Raw genomic sequence first — 16,603 nt, forward strand, 5'->3', positions numbered from 1 at the left:
GTTCTACGGTCGGGCCGTGATCACGTTCCCGCCCGCCGGCACCGAAGCCGAGTTCGACGCGCTGACCAGGCAAGACCTGCTCCCCGCCGTGAGGTCGCTCGGCTTCGGCGAAGCCGTCCCGTTCACCGAGGGCTCCCTGCCGGTCTACGCGGTCGGCGACGATCTGGTCCTCAAGCTGTTCCCGCCGGTGCATCTCGGCGAATTCCCCACCGAGCGGACGATGCTCGAAGTCCTGCACGGGAAGTTGCCGATCCCGACCCCCGCCGTGCACGACGCCGGCGAGCGGGACGGCTGGGGTTACGTGCTCATGGAGCGCCTGCGCGGCGAAACCCTGAAGGACGCCTGGCCGAGTCTGTCCACAGAGGACAAACACCGGCTCGCGCCCGAACTCGGTGAGGCGCTGGCCGCCCTGCATTCGCTGCGCGACCCCCGGCTCGACGTCCTCGGCCCGCCGGACTGGGCCACGTTCGTCGCCGAACAGCGCGCGAAGGTCGTCGAGCATCACCGGCGGACCGGGCTCGACGAAAAATGGATCGCGCAAGTTCCGGCGTTCCTCGATTCCGTCGCGCTGGGCAGCCCGCCGGCCGTCCCGCTGCACACCGAATTCATGCGCGACCACCTCATGGTCAGCCACGACGGCGGCCGCCCGAGGCTGACCGGGCTCTTCGATTTCGAACCGGCCATGCGGGGCGCGGCCGAGTACGACTTCGTCGCCGTGGGCCTGTTCGTTTCCGGCGGGGACAAGGATTTCCTGCAGCGGCTGCTCACCGGGTACGGCATCGAGCCGGACGAAGGCTTCTCCCGGCGTTGCCTGGCGTACGCGCTTTTGCACGTCTACAGCAACTTCACCTGGTACCTCGGGATTCTCCCCGCGCCGGAGGAACCGACGCTGGAAAGCCTCAGCCGCGCTTGGTGGTAGCCCAGGTCACGGGCACCGCCTCCGGGCCTCGGATCGAAAGCGGCGGACGCCAGGTGATGGCCGAGGCGGAAACCGCGAGATCCAGTCCCGGGAGCCCGTCGAGCAGGGTCCGGAACGCGATCTCCCCTTCGAGGCGGGCCAGTGCCGCGCCGAGACAGAAGTGGAGGCCGTGCCCGAAGCCGAGTTGCGGCGCGTTCCGCCGCCGGATGTCGAACCGGGACGCGCCGGGAAAGGCGGCTTCGTCGCGGTTCGCCGCGCCGGTGTGCGCCAGCACCGCCTCACCGCGCCGGACCGGGCCGGCGCTCAGCTCGACGTCTTCCAGCGCGACCCGGAGCAGCGACGCGTCGGCCGGTCCGTCGAACCGCATGATCTCCTCGACGGCCCCCTCCGTCAGGCTCGGATCGGAGCGCAGCGCGGCGAGCTGATCCGGATGTCCTGTCAGCAGCACGATCCCGGTCGCGATCAGGCTGACCGTGGTCTCGTGCCCGGCGAGCAAGAGCTGGGTGGCGAGATCGATCAGCTCGGCCTCGGTGAGCCGGTCGCCGTCCTCGTCGCGAGCGTGCACGAGGACGCTCAGCAGGTCGTCCCCCGGCGCCTCCCGTTTGACGGCGACGAGCGCCGCCATGTCGTCCGCCCCGTCACGCCGGGCCTGCGCCACTTCCGCCGGGCTGTACGCCATCGGCGTGACGATCACGCGCGACCATTGGCGGAACCGTTCCCTGCCCTCGTAAGGGACGCCGAGGATCTCGCACATGACCGCGGTGGGCAGCGGGAAGGCGAACGTCTCCACGAGATCCACCGGCGGGCCGTGCTCGACCATCGCCCGCAGGAGCGTGTCGGCGATCTGCTGGATCCGCGGCCGGAGCCCGGCGATCCGGCGGACGGTGAAGGCCTGCGCCGTGAGCTTCCGCAGGCGCGTGTGATCCGGCGGATCCATGTTGAGGATGCTGTGCTCGCCGGTGGAGAAGTCACCCGGTTCGATGAGACACGGCGCGCCCGGCGCGAGCAGGTTCCGGGAGAACCGCGTGTCCGAGAAGATCAGGCGGACGTCTTCGTACCGGGTCACCAGCCAGCCTTCGCAGCCGCTGGGGAAGACGACCCGGGACATCGGCGGGTATTCGGCGTAGATCGCGCCCATCGGGGTCGCGGGGTCGTCCTTCGCCGCGGGATAGGTGGCTGTCATGGAGCATGATGATGAGCGGCGCGGCGCGCGGCCGGAAGGCCCTTCTCACCGGGTGATAATCCCGCGCAGGAACTCCAGATAGGCCGGGCGTTCCGTGGCGGACAGCAGGGTGCCGCCGCTCGCCCGCTGCGCCTGGATCAACCCGACGAACGCCGTGTACGCCAGCAAAGCGCGATGGCGGGCCTCGGCTTCCGGGCAGTCCATCTCACGGAAACAGCGGACGATGAACTCGACGCGCCGCGCGGTGACGTCGGCGAGCAGCGGGCCGATCACGGGGTCGTCCGCGTGGGCGAGCAGGGCCAGCTCGGCCCGCTCGTCCTTCGCGCCGAAGACGAGTTCGAAGAGTTCACGCAGCCTCCGGGCCGGATCCGCGATTCCGTCCAGCAACGTGATGAGCGCCTCGGTGTGCTGTTCGGCCCACCGGCGCACGGCGGCCTCGACCAGCGCGTCCCGATTCGCGAAATGCCAGTAGAAACTGCCTTTCGTCGTCCCGAGTTTCGCCGCGATGGGCTCGACGGCGATCGCGGCGACGCCGCCCTCGCACAGCGCTTCGAGCGCCGCGTCCGCCCAATCCTCCCGCGCGAGCTTCCGTTTCACACGGCATACGCTACCGTATGGGAAACCATACGGCACCGTACGGGAGGCGGACATGCCCTTCGGATCACCCGCGAACTGGGGCGCGACCACGGAAGAACGCCGTCGCGCGCAGCCGGCGGACACCCTGCTCGACGGCCCGGTCGCGCGGTTCGACCGCGCGGTCACCGTGCGGGCGCCCGCCGCGCTCGCCTACCGCTGGCTCTGTCAGATCTCGGTCGCGCCCTACAGCTACGACCTGCTCGACAACCGGGGGCGCCGCAGCCCCGGCACCCTCACCCCCGGCGCCGACGAACTCGCTCCCGGCGACACGCTGATCGTGTTCGAACTGACCGAGGTCGACCGCGGGCACAGCCTCACCGGGCGGACCTTCGCCAAGTCCGAAAAGCTGTTCGGCCCGGTGGCCGCCACGTATTCGGTCGAGCCGATCGACGAGACGTCCTGTCGCATGCTGTGCCGCATCGTCGTGACCTCCGCGGGGTTCGGCGGGCGCCTCAAGGAGTTCCTGCTCGGCTGGGGCGACCTGGTCATGATGCGGAAACAGTTGCTGAGGTTGAAGAAGTACGCCGAACGCGACGCGCGGCTAGGGCAGCGCGCGCCTTAACAGCTCGGCCAGGTGCAAAGCCCGCCGCCCGTCGAGCTGCTCGATCTGCGTCCGGCAGCTGAAGCCGTCCGCGACCACTTCGGTGCCCTCGGCCGCGGCGCGGATCGCGGGCAGCATGCGGTCTTCGGCGCAGGCGACGGAAACGTCGTAGTGCCCGCGCTCGAAACCGAAGTTGCCCGCCAATCCACAGCAGCCGGAATCCATTGTGGAATTGTGGATACCCGCGGCGCGCATGGCGGCCTCGTCGGCGTCGAAGCCGAGCACGGCGTGCTGGTGGCAGTGCACCTGGCTGAGCGCCTCGACGTCCAGCGAGCGGAATTCGAGCGGCGAATCCTCGACAAGTTCCGCGAAGGTCCTGGTCCGTTCGGCGAGCAGCTCTGCCACCGGGTCGCCGGGGAGCAGCGCCGGGAGGTCGCCGCGGAACAGCGCCGTGCAGCTCGGCTCCAGCCCGGCCACCAGATACCCCGCCCGCAGGTACGGTTCGAGCACGGAAAGCGTGCGGCGCAACACGTTCTTCGCGACGTCGAGCTGCCCGGTCGACACCCAGGTGAGGCCGCAGCAGACACCGCGATCGGGCAGGACGACGTCGTAGCCCGCGGCGGTCAGCACCTCCGCCGCGGCGTCGAGGACGTCCGGCGTGAGGTAGTTGTTGAAGGAGTCGGGCCACAGCACCACGGGCCGGGCACCGGTCGCCCAGCGTTTGAGATCCGTCCGACGCCGGGTGAACGGCGCCGTCGCGAAGGTCGGCAGATCCCGTTCCGGCGCGATCCCGCCGAACTTCTTCAGCAGTCCGGAGAACCGGCGCGACAGCGTGTTCGCCAGCCGCGGCGCGAGCGACGCCGCGCGCAGCCACACCGGCAGCCAGCCCATCGAATAGTGCGACGCCGGGCGGATCCGTCCTTTGTGGTGCTGGTGCAGGAACTCCGCCTTGTACGTCGCCATGTCGACGTCGACCGGGCAATCGGACAGGCACCCCTTGCACGACAGGCAGAGATCCAGCGCCTCGGCGACCTCTTCGGAGCGCCAGCCGTCGGTGATCAGCTCGCCGTTCACCATCTCGGCGAGCAGATGCGCGCGGCCCCGCGTCGAATGCTTCTCCTCGCGCGTGGCGCGATAGCTCGGGCACATGACGCCCGCCCCGGTGGTGTTGCGGCATTTCCCGACGCCGACGCAACGCCGCATCGCCTGCCCGAAGCTCCCCCTGTCCTCCGGGTACGCGAGCGCGGTGACGTCTTCGAGCTCCAGCGGCGCGCGGCGGACGCGGAGATCGGCGTCGACCGGCCTGGGGTTCACCAGGATGCCGGGGTTCATCATGCCCGCCGGATCGAAGATTCCCTTGAACCGCGCGAAAAGCGCGAGCATCTCGGGACTGTACATCCGGGACAGCAGCTCCGAACGCGCCTGGCCGTCACCGTGCTCCCCCGACAGCGAGCCGCCGTGCGCGGCGACCAGATCCGCCGCCTCTTCGAGGAACGACCGGAATCCGGCGATCCCTCGCGGTGAAAGCAGATCGAAGTCCAGCCGCAGATGCAGACAGCCCTCGCCGTAGTGGCCGTAGACGACGCTCTTGCGCCCGTGCTCGCGCATGAGCTGCTTGAACTCCCGAAGGTAGGCGCCCAACCGCTCGGGCGGCACGGCCGCGTCCTCCCAGCCGGGCCAGGCTTCCTCACCCCCGGCGAGCCGGGTCGCGAGACCGGCGCCCTCCTCCCGGATCCGCCACAGCCGCTTCTGCGCGGCCGCGTCGTCCAGCAGCGCGGATCCGGTCAGCGCGCCGCGGAGCCCGTCGATCAGCCCGCGCGCCTGGTCCGGGTCGGCCATTTCGACGAACAGCCAGGCGCCGCCGGGCGGCAGGCCGTCGGCACGACCGGGCTCCAGCAGCGCGACGAGGTCCGCGTCAACGCCTTCGACGGTCAGGGGCGACCACGGCAGGATCGCCGGGACGGCGTCGGCCGCGGCGATGTCGGATTCGAAGCCGAGCACCGCGAGTACCTTGCGTTCCGGCACTTCGGCGAGCGAAACCGTCGCCTCCAACACGGTGACGCAGGTGCCCTCACTGCCGACCAGTGCCTTGGCGACGTCGAAACCGTTCTCCGGCAACAGGTGTTCCAGTCCGTATCCGGAGACCCGCCTGCTGAAGGAGGACAGTTCGGTGCGCAGCGACGCCAGGTTGTCCCGGACCAGCGCGCGCAGTTCGGAGAAGACCCGCCCTTCGGTGCCGGGCTTGGCCGCACGAGCGTCCACTTCGGACGGTGAGGTCGGCCCGACGGTCAGCCGCGTGCCGTCGTAGAGCAGCACGTCCAGCTCCCGGACGACGTCGACCGTGCGACCCCAGGCGACCGAATGCGAACCGCAGGCGTTGTTGCCGATCATCCCGCCGATCGTGCAGCGCGAATGCGTCGACGGGTCGGGGCCGAACCGGAGCCCGTGCGGCGCGGCGAGCCGCTGGAGGTCGTCGAGAACGGTTCCCGGCGCGACCCTCGCCGTGCGCGCCGCCGGGTCGAGGTCGAGGACCCCGCCGAGATGACGCGATGTGTCGATCACGACGCCCGGCCCGCACGAGTTGCCCGCGACGCTGGTGCCGCCGCCGCGCGCGATCACCGGCAGCCCGGCCCGGCGGCAGGCGGCGACGGCCTCGATCACCTCGTCGACACTCCGCGGCAGCACCACACCCTTCGGCACGTGCCGGTAGTTGGAGGCATCGGTCGTGTACAGCGCCAGTGTCGCGGCGTCGGCCAGGATCTCCACGGGGTCCATTCAAGACAACCGCGGCCGGAAACGCATCGGTGAACCTCTCCGGACGGGTGTGTCGGAAACCACGTCCGATATGCGATCGTGAGCGCGTGACGGCGAGACGGCACGCCGCTGAAGAGCTCGCCGCCGAGCACAGCGCGGTGCTCGGCGGGCTTCTTCGCGAGCGCGAAGAGCTGCTCGCGACCCTCGACCGGGTCGCGGCCCTCAACGGCACCGCGCGGCTGATCCGCGAGTCGATCGGCACGCATTCCGGCTTCGTCGCCGAGCTGGCCGGGCCCGAACAGGCGGTGATCCGCTGGATGTCGGGCACCCGCACCGACGCCCTGCAGGATCTCGCCGTGCCGATCGGCCAGGGCATCGGCGGGCGGGTGCTCGCGCTGGGCAGGCCCGTGCGGGTCAACGACTATGTCAGCTCGCCGAGTATCACCCACCAGTTCGACGCGCAGGTCCGCGGTGAGGGGCTCGCCGCGATGATCGCCGTCCCGATCGTCAGCGGAACCGAGACCGTCGCCATCGCGTACGCCGCCATGCGCGAACGCCGCGACTTCGGCGACGACGCGGTCCAGTCCCTCGAGGACATCGCCACCGAGGCAGGCCGGGCGCTGAAACTGGCGTCGGTCGCCGAAGCCGACCGCGAGACCGCGCTGTCCGCCGAGCGGCTCCGGATGCAGAGCGCGCTGCACGATTCGGTCGGCGCGCTGCTGTTCTCCATCGGGGTCCAGGTGCGGAATCTGCACGAGGACATCAGCGACAACCCGGCGCTCGAATCGCGGCTGCGGCGGCTGGAAGGTGACGTGTCGGCCGCGTCGAGGGCGCTGCGCGAGTCACTGCTCGCGCTGTCGGAGTCGAGCCCGGAACGCGCGCTGCCGGTGGAACTGGCCGAGCACTGCCGTTCGTTCCAGGCGCGCTGCGGTGTCCCGGCGCGGTTCGTGCAGCTCGCCCCGGTGCCGCGGCTGGACGCCGAACGCACCGGCGTCCTGGTCGCGGCCGTCCGGGAAGGCCTGCTCAACGTGGAGAAACACGCCGAAGCGCTGTCCGTCGTGGTGAGTCTCCTGCCCAGTGAGGACGGCGTGCAGGTGGTCGTCGCCGACGACGGCACCGGACGCCGCGCCGAAGACGCCGACGAGCCCGGACCCGGCACCGGGATGGGGCTGCGCGCGCTGGCCGAACGCGCCGCGCGGGTCGGCGGCCGGGTCAGCCTGGTCCGCGACGAAGACGACGGTTGCACGCTGCGCGCCTGGGTGCCGGAACCGTGCCGTCGCCGGTGACGGTCCTCGTCGTGGACGACCATCCGGTGGTCCGCGACGGGGTGAGCCTGCTGCTGCGCTACGACCCGGCGATGACCGTGGTCGGCTCGGCCGAGACCGGCCGGTCCGCGATCCGGCGGGCGGGTGAGCTGAAACCGGTGCTGATCCTGCTGGACCTGCGGCTGCCGGACATGCTCGCGCCCGAGGTCATCGCCGAACTCCGGCGCGTGCACCCGGCCGGGCGGATCGTGGTGTTCACCGCGCACGGCGACCATCAGGGTGTGCGGGCCGCGCTGGATTCCGGGGCGCACGGCTGCCTGCTCAAGGACGTCGCCGGGACGGATCTGGTGGCGGCGTTGCGGCAGGTGCTCAAGGGTGAGCGCGTCGTCGATCCGCGGATCTTCCCCGACGACGGCCAGCGCTCCGACGCGCTGGCCCGCAGCGGGCTGACGCGGCGCGAGTACGAGGTTTTACGACTCGCGGCGCAGGGCCAGACGAATCCGGAGATCGCGGAATCGACCGGGCTGGCGCGGAACACCGTCAAGACCTATCTGCAGTCCGCACTGCACAAACTCGGCGCCCGGAACCGCGTCGAAGCCATCGGCAAGGCCTCCGAAGCCGGCCTCCTCTGACGCGTTTCGTCCTCTGAATGCGGTAGTTGCACGCGCAAGTACCGCATTCAGAGGACGAATTGCGTCGTGTCCGTTTTGTGTCCGGGTGGGTCTCCAGGTGGGGGTAACGCGGCGGAGGGTGCCCACGCAGGATGACCGCCACCGATCGTGACTCGCGTCACACGAACGGAGGAGGCGGCTTGCTCAGTGTTCGTGATCTCCAGGTGCGGTACGGCCGGTCGGTGGCCGCGCTGCACGGGGTCGACCTCGACGTTTCACCTGATGGCGTGCTGGCCGTCCTCGGCAGCAACGGGGCCGGGAAGTCGACGCTGCTGCGCACCGTCTCCGGCACGCTGCGGATGCACCGCGGCTCGGTTTCCGCCGGCGAAGTGCGCTACGACGGCAAACCACTGACCAAATTGGACCCGGCCCGCATCGTCGGTCTCGGCGTGGTCGGCGTCCCCGAAGGCCGCCAGGTCTTCGCGCGGATGACGGTCGAGGAGAACCTGCGCGCCGGCGGGATCGGCGCCCGCTCCCCCGAGCAACGCGCCGCCGCCCGCAAACGCGTCGACGAGCTCTTCCCGGTCCTGTCCGAACGCGCCAAACAGCGCGCCGGCCTGCTTTCCGGCGGCGAGCAGCAGATGCTCGCGATCGGCCGTGCGCTGATGTCCGGTCCGCGGCTCCTGCTGCTCGACGAACCTTCGCTCGGTCTCGCGCCGAAGATCGTCGAGCGGATCGGCGACATCATCCGCGAGATCCACGAACAGGGCACCGCCGTGGTCCTGGTCGAGCAGAACGCCGTGATGGCGTTGCGCGTCGCCGATCACGCGATCGTCCTGGAGGTCGGCCGGGTCGCACTGGCCGGGACGACGGCCGAACTCGCCGCGAGCGAGGAGGTCCAGCGCCTCTACCTGGGCGGGCACGCCGAATCGCAGGCCACCGCCGAAGCCGAAGCCGCCGACGCCCGCAAGCACCTCGCGGGCCGGAGCCTGTCGAGGTGGGCCGGATGACGCCGCCAGAGTTGCACGTCGAGAACGTGACCCTGCGCTTCGGCGGGATCCGGGCGCTGGACGACGTCTCGTTCACCGTCGGCTCCGGTTCGCTGCACGCGCTCATCGGCCCGAACGGCGCCGGGAAGTCCAGCTGTTTCAACGTGATCAGCGGCCTCTACCGGGCGAACACCGGAAATGTCCGGCTCGGCGACACCGTCCTTTCCGGACTTCCGCCGCATCGGCTCGCCCGGCTCGGGGTCGGCCGGTCGTTCCAGAACGCCGCCCTCTCCCCCGGCTCGACCGTGCTCGACAACGTCATGCTCGGCCGTCACGCGCTGACCAAGGGCGGTTTCCTCGCCTGCGGCCTCCGTCTGCCGTGGACGGTCCGGGCCGAACGCCGCCATGCCGAACGGGTCCGGGAGATCTGCGACTTCCTCGGTATCGGCGCGCTGGTGGACCTCCCGGTCGGCGCGCTGCCCTACGGCGCGGTGAAACGCGTCGACCTCGCCCGTGCGCTCGCCGTCGAACCGGTCCTGCTGCTGCTCGACGAACCCGCGGCGGGCATGAACGCGACCGAGACCGCCGAGCTGGCCGGGACGATCCGCGACGTCCGCGACGAACTGGGCATCTCGATCCTGCTGGTGGAACACGACATGGGGCTGGTGATGGGCATCGCGGACCGGGTCACCGTCCTGGACTTCGGCAAACGCATCGCCGACGGCACACCGGCCGAGGTCCAGTCGGATCCGGACGTGATCAGGGCATATCTCGGCACGGAGGCCACGGCGTGAACACATTCCTGCAACTCGTGGTGAACGGACTCGGCAAGGGCGCGGTGTTCGCGTTGCTGGCGCTGGGTTTCGTGATCATCTTCAAGGCCACCGAGGTGGTCAACTTCGCGCACGGCTCGCTCGTGCTCTTCGGCGGCTACCTGGTCGTCGTGACCCGCGAAACGCTCGGCTGGGTGGGTGCCTCGCTGGTCGGCATCGTTTCGGCTGGTCTGCTCGCCCTTCTGCTGGAACGGTTCCTGCTGTCCCGCTCGCGGCACGCGGACGCGAACAGCCTGGCGTTGCTGACCATCGGCGTCGACGTGATCATCACCGAGGAGATCGTGCGGCGGCTCGGCGTCACGTTGCCGTTCCTCGGCGACGCCTGGGACGCGAAACCGTTCCAGCTCGGCGGGATCACGCTGTTCCGCACGCATCTGGTGGCGCTGCTCGTCGCCGCCGTGCTGATCACCGCGTTCACGCTGGCGTTCAAGTACTCGAACTGGGGCGTCGCGATGCGGGCACAAGCCGAGAACCGCGAGGCCGCCGCGCTGATGGGCATCCGCAGTTCCCGGGTGACGGCGACCGCCTGGGTGGTCGCGGGCGTACTCGCCGGGGTCGCGGTGCTCTTCATCGCCACGCAGGACTTCTCCGGCGCGGGGCTGTCCCGCGGCACGCACTCCATCGCGCTCGCCGCGTTCCCCGCGGCCATCCTCGGCGGGCTGGACTCGACGGCGGGCGCGGTGGTGGGCGGCCTCGTCGTCGGACTGGTCGAGGCGCTTTCCGCGCAGTACGTGTCGTTCGACTTCTCCAAGAGCGCGGTCTTCCTGGTGATGCTCGTGGTCCTGGTGGTGCGGCCGTCGGGGTTGTTCGGGACGAGGGAGAGCACCCGTGTCTGACACCGCCGTGAAAACCCCCGCCGCCGCCCCGACGGCACCGCCCCCGAAACGCGATCGGGGACGCCTGCTCAAGGCCTTGGCCTGGGTCGCGCTGCTGGTGGTCCTGCTCGCGATCCCGTTGTACCTCGACGCCGCCTGGCTGAAGGCCGGGCAGTACATGATGATCGGCGGGGTCGGCGCGATCGGGCTGACGCTGCTGGTCGGGCAGGCCGGGCAGTTGTCGCTGGCGCACGCGTTCTTCCTGCTGGCGGGCGCGACCGGGTACACCGTCCTTTCCGGACCGTCCGACGACGAGCGCGTGATCGGGCTCGGGCTCGATCCCGGGCTGTCGCTGATCGGCGCTGTGGTCGTCGCCGCGCTGCTGGGGCTGGCGTTCGCGCCGGTCTCCGGACGGTTGCGCGGGATCTACCTCGGTGTCGCGTCGCTTTCGCTGGTGTTCCTCGGGCTCTACTTCGGACAGTCGGCCGAGACGCTGACCGGTGGGACGTCGACCGGGCGCACCCCGGAGCCGTTCTCGCTGTTCGGCTTCCCGTTCACCAACGGCGGCCCCGAGATCGAGCTGATGGGCGTGCCGATCCGGCAGGCGGAACGGCTCTGGTACCTGTTCCTGCTGCTGACCGTGCTCGCGTTCGTCGTCGCCAAGGCGGCGGTGCGCAGCCGGGTCGGCCGGTCGTGGCGGGCGGTGCGGGACAACGAGGCCGCCGCGTCCGTGATGGGCGTCAGTGTCACGCGGGCCAAGGCGGGCGCGTTCGCGGTCTCCTCGGCGTACGCGGGGCTCGCGGGCGCGATGACCGTGCTGTGGTTCGACATCCTCAAACCCGACGAGAGCGAATTCGGCACGTACGGCATCAACATCTCCATCGCCTTCCTGGCCATGGTGATCATCGGGGGACTCGGCTCGGTGCCCGGCGCGCTGGTGGGCGCGCTGATCGTCAACGGGCTGCCGCAGGTGCTTTCGCTGTATTCCGCCGATCTCGGCTGGTTCTCCGGAACCGGGGACGGCGCCTTGACCCCGATCCTGGTCAGTTCGTTCGTCTACGGCGCCGCGATCATCCTCGTGGTGCTCTTCGAACCGGGCGGACTCGCCGCGATCGGTCGACGGATAACACCCGCCAGGAAACCTCATCTCCCGGAGGAGCAAGACAAATGAAGCGCATCTATCCGGCCGTCGCGCTGGCGGCGGTCCTCGCCCTTTCGGCGTGCAGCACGAAAGCGGGCGACTCGGGGTCCTCGGGGGCGGACGGTTCGGGCGTCAAGACCGGCAAAGGGGCGACCGCCTCGGAGATCACCCTCGGCGTGATGACCGACAAGACCGGGGTGTTCAAGAACCTCGGGCTCGGTATCACGCAGGGGAACGAGTTGTGGGCCAAGGACTTCAACGCCGCGGGCGGGGTGTGCGGCCGTCAGGTCAAACTCGAGACCGTCGACCACGGCTACAAGGCCGACACGGCGAAGACGCTGTATCCGCAGATCGAGCCGAAGGTCCTCGGCTTCGTGCAGCTGCTCGGCTCGCCGGTGGTGGCCGCGCTGAAGCAGAACATCGCCTCGGACAAGACCGTCGCCGCGCCCGCGTCGTGGTCTTCGGAACTGCTCGACAACCAGTACGTGATGATCGTCGGGACGACCTACGACCTGGAGATCATCGACGGGCTGTCGTACTTCCAGGAAAAGGGCCTGGTGAAGGACGGCGACACGATCGGGCACGTCTACATCGACGGCGAGTACGGCAAGAACGGCCTGCGCGGCTCGCAGTTCTACGCCAAGAAGCACAATCTGACGGTGAAGGAGGTCAAGATCACCTCCACGGACAACGACCTCACCAACATCATCACCGGGCTCAAAGGCGACGGGGTGAAGTCCATCGTGCTCACCACCACTCCGGCCCAGACCGGTTCCGCCCTCGCGGCGAACAAGGCGCTCGGACTGAACGTGCCGGTGCTCGGGAACAACCCGACCTTCGACCCCGTGCTGCTGAAGAGCCCCGCGGCTAACGCGCTGGACAAACTGACGATCGTCGCCAGCAGCGTCCCGTTCTCCGCCGACATCCCCAAGGCCAAGGAAGTCGCGACGAAGTACAAGGCGGCGTACAAGGAGACCCCGAACGGCGGGATCCCCTACGGTTACGCGGTCGGCGAGGTGTGGGGCGCGGTGCTCAAGAAGGCCTGCGAGAACAAGGACCTCACCCGCGACGGCGTCGCGGCGGCGCTGAAGCAGACGACGTCGGCGAGCACGGAGGATCTCGTGGCGGCGCTGGACTTCTCGAAGCCGGGCACCCCGGCGACACGTCAGGTGTACGCGGCGACACCGGACGCGTCGGCCGAGGGCGGCGTCCGCTACGTCAAGCCGCTGTTCGAGGCTCCCGAGGCGAAGGAGTACGTGGCCCCGCACCAGAAGTGAGTCTCGCTTCGGCGAGCGCGTCCGCTTCGGCCAACGGCGTGGTGCCGTTGGCCGAAGCGGCGTCGAGGATCCCTTGCGTGGTCCTCTCCAGGGCCTCGACGCGGGTGAGCGCCTCGGCGTGCGTGAGGTTCTCCTTCTCCCGGCCGAGGGTGTAGACGACTCCCCCGGCGCTCGCGACGAAATCCGGGATCCACAGGACTCCCCGGGCGGCGAGGTCGCCGGCCACTGTGTCGTCGGTGAGCTGGTTGTTGGCCGGGCCGACGACGAGTGGCGCGGCGACCTCGGTTCCGGGGCCGAAGACCCCGCCAACGGCCGCGGGGATCAGGACGTCGGCTTCGACGCCGAGCACCTTCTCCGGCTGGACCAGGGTCAGGCCTTGTTCGCGGGCCGCGGCGAGTCGTCGTTCGTCCACATCGGACACGACGACCTCGGCGCCCTGCTCGACCAGGTTCGCGGCGAGGTGGGCACCGACCGAGCCGTAGCCGCTGACGACCACCTTGCGGCCGTTCATCCCGTCGTCACCGAAGACCGCCCGCGCACCCGCTCGCAGGGCGGCGAGCACGCCGACGGCGGTCGGCCCGCTCGAAGAACCGGTGCCGCCGTGCTCCTCGGGCAGGCAGAAGACGTGCGGGGTCCGCTCGCGCAGCACGAGCATGTCGTCCGGGCCGGTTCCGACGTCGGGTCCGGCGAGATACGCACCGTCGAGTGACGCGATGAGGTCCGCGTGGTCGAGCAGGATCTCGCGCCGCTGTTCGGCGGACGGCACGCCGTCGAGCGCGACGACACTCTTCCCACCGCCGAAGTCCAGCCCCGCGACCGCGCATTTGCGGGTCATCGCCGCGGACAACCGCAGGACGTCGTCGATCGCGTCGTGGACGCGCGGATAGACCTTGAACCGGCAGCCCCCGACGGCCGGGCCGAGCGTGCTGGAATGCACGGCCACCATCGTCGTCACCCCGGACCGGCGCCCCCGCCGGACGACCAGCTCCTGTACGGACATCTGGCTCCCCTCCTTCGCATTTAGTCGACTGAATGCGCCGAAGTTAGGGTGATGCACAGGGCTACGGAGCTCTTGCCGAACGATATTCGGCAAGGCTGGTGAAGGAGTGGGCGTGGACGAACTTGATTCGGCGATCATCCGGGAACTCCAGGCGGATGCGCGGCAGTCGAACCGCGACATCGCCCGCAAGGTCGGCGTCGCGCCGTCGACCTGCCTGGAACGGACGCGGCTGCTGCGGGAGCGCGGCGTCATCCGCGGGTATCACGCGGACATCGACCTGCGCAGCCTCAACCGCGGCGTGCAGGCGATGGTCTCGGCGCAGGTGCGGCCGCTGAGCCGGGAGGTGATCGATTCCTTCCAGCGTTCGGTCGCGGAATTGCCGGAGGTCCTCTCCGTTTTCGTCACCGCCGGCAGCGACGATTTCCTGATCCACGTCGCCGCCCAGGACGTCGATCAGCTCCACGCATTCCTGGTGGATCGTTTGGCGAAGCGCAAAGAGATCATCGGCTTCCGGAGTTCGATCATTTTCCGGCATCTGCGCAAGACCGAGCTGGAACCCCTTCCGCGCCGAATACCGGGTGACACCCCCTAGGTCTTCACCCCGGAATACCCGACACACCACCCCTAAGTACGCCCGAAATCCGAGACTTCGCATCGTAGGAGACGGAAACTGTCGGGGGTATGGGTTTCACTGTTCACAGCGGAAACGGAAAGGAGGCGCGCCATGGACGTTCGGACAGGCCTGAACCATCGTGAGCGGGCCACCCTGAGAGCCGTGGCCGAGGGCCACGCCGAGATCAGCTGCAGCTGCGAGCCGGACCTGTTCGTCGACGGTCTCGCCTGCTGCGACCAGCACACCGCGCATCGCCTCGCCCACCTCGGCCTGGTGATGCCCGCGCGGGGCGGCCGCTGGGGCGAGCGGGTTCCCGCCCTGCTCACCGAGGCCGGGGCGGTGGCGCTGGAAGGCGCGTTCCCGCCGCTGGCCGCCGCTTAAAAACGTTTGCGGGTGCGCGCGGGGAGCGCCACGATCTCGTGATGCGTGTCTTTCTGGAGACCGAGCGGCTCGTGCTGCGGCAGTTCACCGGTGCCGACGTCGACGACCTGTTCGCGCTCTACGACGATCCCGAAGTCATGCGGTACCTCAATGGGGGCGAACCCGCCGACCGGGCGGAGATCGAAAAGCTGGACCTTCCCGCCTTTCTCGGTTACTACGAGCGTTTCCCCGGTTACGGGTTCTGGGCGGCGATCGAGAAAGCGAGCGGGGATTTCCTGGGGTGGTTCCATTTCCGCCCGCTGAAGGGGCACCATACGGATGACCCCGAGCTGGGTTACCGGCTGAACCGGTCGGCCTGGGGCAAGGGATACGCGACCGAAGGTTCGCTCGCGCTCCTGGAGAAGGGGTTCACCGAATTGGGCGCCCGGCGGATCTGGGCGGCGACCATGGCGGTGAACCTGGGGTCCCGGCGGGTCATGGAGAAGATCGGGATGCGGTACGTCCGGACCTACCACCAGCACTTCGACCACCCGATCCCCGGCACGGAAGAGGGCGAGGTCGAGTACGCCATCACCCTGGACGAGTGGCGATCGACGCCCGAACCGCATTCAGAGGACTAAACGCGGCCGGTGGGCAGCCAGGTTTCGCCGATCTCCTCGGCCAGGGCCTCCCCGCCGGTGAGGTCGGCGAGCCAGGCGTGGAACGCGTCCCCCTGGTCCGGCGCGAGCCCGACGTCGAAGTGCGCGACGTCCTCGAAGCGCGTCGCGTGCAGCAGGTACGGAGACGAGCGGATGTCGTTCTCCAGGCGGCCGGCCCGGTCGTAGTCGACGACGACCTCCACCAGCCGCAGCCGCCGGTACTCCCGCACGCCGATGACGTCGACGGCCTCCGAAACGGCCTGCCCGTACGCCCGGATCAAGCCACCGGCGCCGAGCAGCACCCCGCCGAAGTACCGGGTCACCACGGCGACCGTGTCGGTCAGCTCGCGGCGGCGGAGCACCTCGAGCATCGGGGTGCCCGCCGTGCCCGCGGGCTCGCCGTCATCACTCGAACGTTGAGTCCTGCCGTCGGCGCCCAGCACGAACGCGTGACAGTGGTGCCGGGCCGCCGGATCGGCCTTCTTCCTGGCGGCGATCACCTCACGGGCGGCCTCCTCCGAGGTGACCGGCGCGAGCGCGCAGAGGAAGCGCGACCGCCGGATTTCGATCTCGTGGACCCCGGTACCCGCCACGGTGAGATAACGATCCGCCATCGGCCAAGCCTCTCAAACCGGGCAGCTCGCTCTGCCGTTCGGGCGATTCGCCGGTCACCCGAGGTCACCGTGACGTCGGCGAAACCCACTCTTCCGCGCGACCCAGGTCACACTTTCGGACGAGTCGGGCAGCGATAATCGCAGGTCAGCGCGCTGATGCTCCACTCAGTGGACATGTCATTCCAGCCCGTGGGCAGATGATGTTTGAAGTCAACGCCCGCGTGGCATTTCCCACCCCGACCAAGCGACGTATGTCGATAACAGCGATTTCACACTATCGTCATAAGACCGGCGAACCCGGGAGTAACACGTGTACCCGCCAGCCACCCACCACAGCGGCCAGGCGGCACCCACGTGCACAGCAGTACCGATATGCGCATCGGCCGCCCAGTG

At 69.6% G+C, this 16,603-nt stretch carries 17 protein-coding genes; 12 read left to right on the plus strand and 5 right to left on the minus strand.

All coding sequences use genetic code 11. From position 1 onward, the window contains the following. The first annotated feature begins 16 nt into the window (after positions 1 to 16). Positions 17 to 919, plus strand: coding sequence for an aminoglycoside phosphotransferase family protein (locus tag DMC64_RS24740; RefSeq protein WP_125735471.1), 903 nt, complete (start codon positions 17 to 19; stop codon positions 917 to 919). On the opposite strand, the gene DMC64_RS24745 is transcribed toward DMC64_RS24740, so the two are convergent. After that, the gene (locus DMC64_RS24745; protein WP_125735472.1) at positions 900 to 2,102 is read right to left on the minus strand and encodes a cytochrome P450; all 1,203 of its coding nucleotides are present in this window, start codon (positions 2,100 to 2,102) and stop codon (positions 900 to 902) included. The two genes, DMC64_RS24740 and DMC64_RS24745, sit on opposite strands and share 20 nt — an antisense overlap. Positions 2,103 to 2,147: 45 nt before the next feature. Further along, positions 2,148 to 2,699 carry a TetR/AcrR family transcriptional regulator gene (locus DMC64_RS24750; RefSeq protein ID WP_158634254.1) on the minus strand — a complete coding sequence of 184 codons (552 nt, stop codon included), beginning with the start codon at positions 2,697 to 2,699 and terminating at the stop codon, positions 2,148 to 2,150. Between the two features lie 52 nt (positions 2,700 to 2,751). On the opposite strand from DMC64_RS24750, the gene DMC64_RS24755 reads away from it, so the two are divergent. After that, on the plus strand, positions 2,752 to 3,300 hold the full coding sequence (locus DMC64_RS24755; protein WP_125735474.1) for a hypothetical protein: 549 nt from the start codon (positions 2,752 to 2,754) through the stop codon (positions 3,298 to 3,300). Here the strand turns inward: DMC64_RS24755 and DMC64_RS24760 are convergent. Beyond that, positions 3,280 to 6,045 carry an FAD-binding and (Fe-S)-binding domain-containing protein gene (locus DMC64_RS24760; protein WP_125735790.1) on the minus strand — a complete coding sequence of 922 codons (2,766 nt, stop codon included), beginning with the start codon at positions 6,043 to 6,045 and terminating at the stop codon, positions 3,280 to 3,282. The genes DMC64_RS24755 and DMC64_RS24760 overlap by 21 nt on opposite strands. A gap of 95 nt (positions 6,046 to 6,140) precedes the next feature. On the opposite strand from DMC64_RS24760, the gene DMC64_RS24765 reads away from it, so the two are divergent. The 7 genes from DMC64_RS24765 (at position 6,141) to DMC64_RS24795 (ending at position 12,964) form a co-directional block, all read left to right on the plus strand. Beyond that, the gene (locus DMC64_RS24765) at positions 6,141 to 7,319 is read left to right on the plus strand and encodes a GAF domain-containing protein (RefSeq protein ID WP_125735475.1); all 1,179 of its coding nucleotides are present in this window, start codon (positions 6,141 to 6,143) and stop codon (positions 7,317 to 7,319) included. Then, positions 7,316 to 7,930, plus strand: coding sequence for a response regulator (locus tag DMC64_RS24770; protein WP_370324691.1), 615 nt, complete (start codon positions 7,316 to 7,318; stop codon positions 7,928 to 7,930). Before DMC64_RS24765 ends, DMC64_RS24770 begins: the two co-directional genes overlap by 4 nt. Before the next feature lie 179 nt (positions 7,931 to 8,109). Then, positions 8,110 to 8,919: an ABC transporter ATP-binding protein gene (locus DMC64_RS24775; protein WP_043848629.1), complete on the plus strand. Its 810-nt coding sequence runs from the start codon at positions 8,110 to 8,112 to the stop codon at positions 8,917 to 8,919. Continuing rightward, positions 8,916 to 9,692, plus strand: coding sequence for an ABC transporter ATP-binding protein (locus DMC64_RS24780; protein WP_199755084.1), 777 nt, complete (start codon positions 8,916 to 8,918; stop codon positions 9,690 to 9,692). Before DMC64_RS24775 ends, DMC64_RS24780 begins: the two co-directional genes overlap by 4 nt. After that, positions 9,689 to 10,567, plus strand: coding sequence for a branched-chain amino acid ABC transporter permease (locus tag DMC64_RS24785; RefSeq protein WP_125735477.1), 879 nt, complete (start codon positions 9,689 to 9,691; stop codon positions 10,565 to 10,567). The genes DMC64_RS24780 and DMC64_RS24785 overlap by 4 nt, the downstream gene beginning before the upstream one ends. Then, complete coding sequence (locus tag DMC64_RS24790) at positions 10,560 to 11,717, plus strand: branched-chain amino acid ABC transporter permease (RefSeq protein ID WP_125735478.1); 1,158 nt, start codon at positions 10,560 to 10,562, stop codon at positions 11,715 to 11,717. Before DMC64_RS24785 ends, DMC64_RS24790 begins: the two co-directional genes overlap by 8 nt. After that, positions 11,714 to 12,964, plus strand: a complete 1,251-nt coding sequence (locus tag DMC64_RS24795) for an ABC transporter substrate-binding protein (RefSeq protein ID WP_125735479.1) — start codon at positions 11,714 to 11,716, stop codon at positions 12,962 to 12,964. Before DMC64_RS24790 ends, DMC64_RS24795 begins: the two co-directional genes overlap by 4 nt. Here the strand turns inward: DMC64_RS24795 and DMC64_RS24800 are convergent. Then, positions 12,906 to 13,964: a Glu/Leu/Phe/Val dehydrogenase dimerization domain-containing protein gene (locus DMC64_RS24800; RefSeq protein WP_125735480.1), complete on the minus strand. Its 1,059-nt coding sequence runs from the start codon at positions 13,962 to 13,964 to the stop codon at positions 12,906 to 12,908. The genes DMC64_RS24795 and DMC64_RS24800 overlap by 59 nt on opposite strands. Positions 13,965 to 14,076: 112 nt before the next feature. On the opposite strand from DMC64_RS24800, the gene DMC64_RS24805 reads away from it, so the two are divergent. The 3 genes from DMC64_RS24805 (at position 14,077) to DMC64_RS24815 (ending at position 15,578) form a co-directional block, all read left to right on the plus strand. Next, complete coding sequence (locus DMC64_RS24805; protein ID WP_016332097.1) at positions 14,077 to 14,556, plus strand: Lrp/AsnC family transcriptional regulator; 480 nt, start codon at positions 14,077 to 14,079, stop codon at positions 14,554 to 14,556. Positions 14,557 to 14,688: 132 nt separating this feature from the next. Beyond that, positions 14,689 to 14,958, plus strand: coding sequence for a hypothetical protein (locus DMC64_RS24810; protein WP_037346685.1), 270 nt, complete (start codon positions 14,689 to 14,691; stop codon positions 14,956 to 14,958). A 41-nt stretch (positions 14,959 to 14,999) separates the two neighbouring features. Beyond that, complete coding sequence (locus DMC64_RS24815; protein WP_125735481.1) at positions 15,000 to 15,578, plus strand: GNAT family N-acetyltransferase; 579 nt, start codon at positions 15,000 to 15,002, stop codon at positions 15,576 to 15,578. Here DMC64_RS24815 and DMC64_RS24820 read toward each other — a convergent pair. After that, a complete protein-coding gene (locus tag DMC64_RS24820) occupies positions 15,575 to 16,210 on the minus strand; it encodes a YigZ family protein (RefSeq protein ID WP_125735482.1) in 636 nt (211 codons plus the stop codon). The genes DMC64_RS24815 and DMC64_RS24820 overlap by 4 nt on opposite strands. Positions 16,211 to 16,603 lie beyond the last annotated feature (393 nt).

Source organism: Amycolatopsis sp. WAC 04197 (assembly GCF_003947475.1).
GTDB lineage: Bacteria > Actinomycetota > Actinomycetes > Mycobacteriales > Pseudonocardiaceae > Amycolatopsis > Amycolatopsis japonica.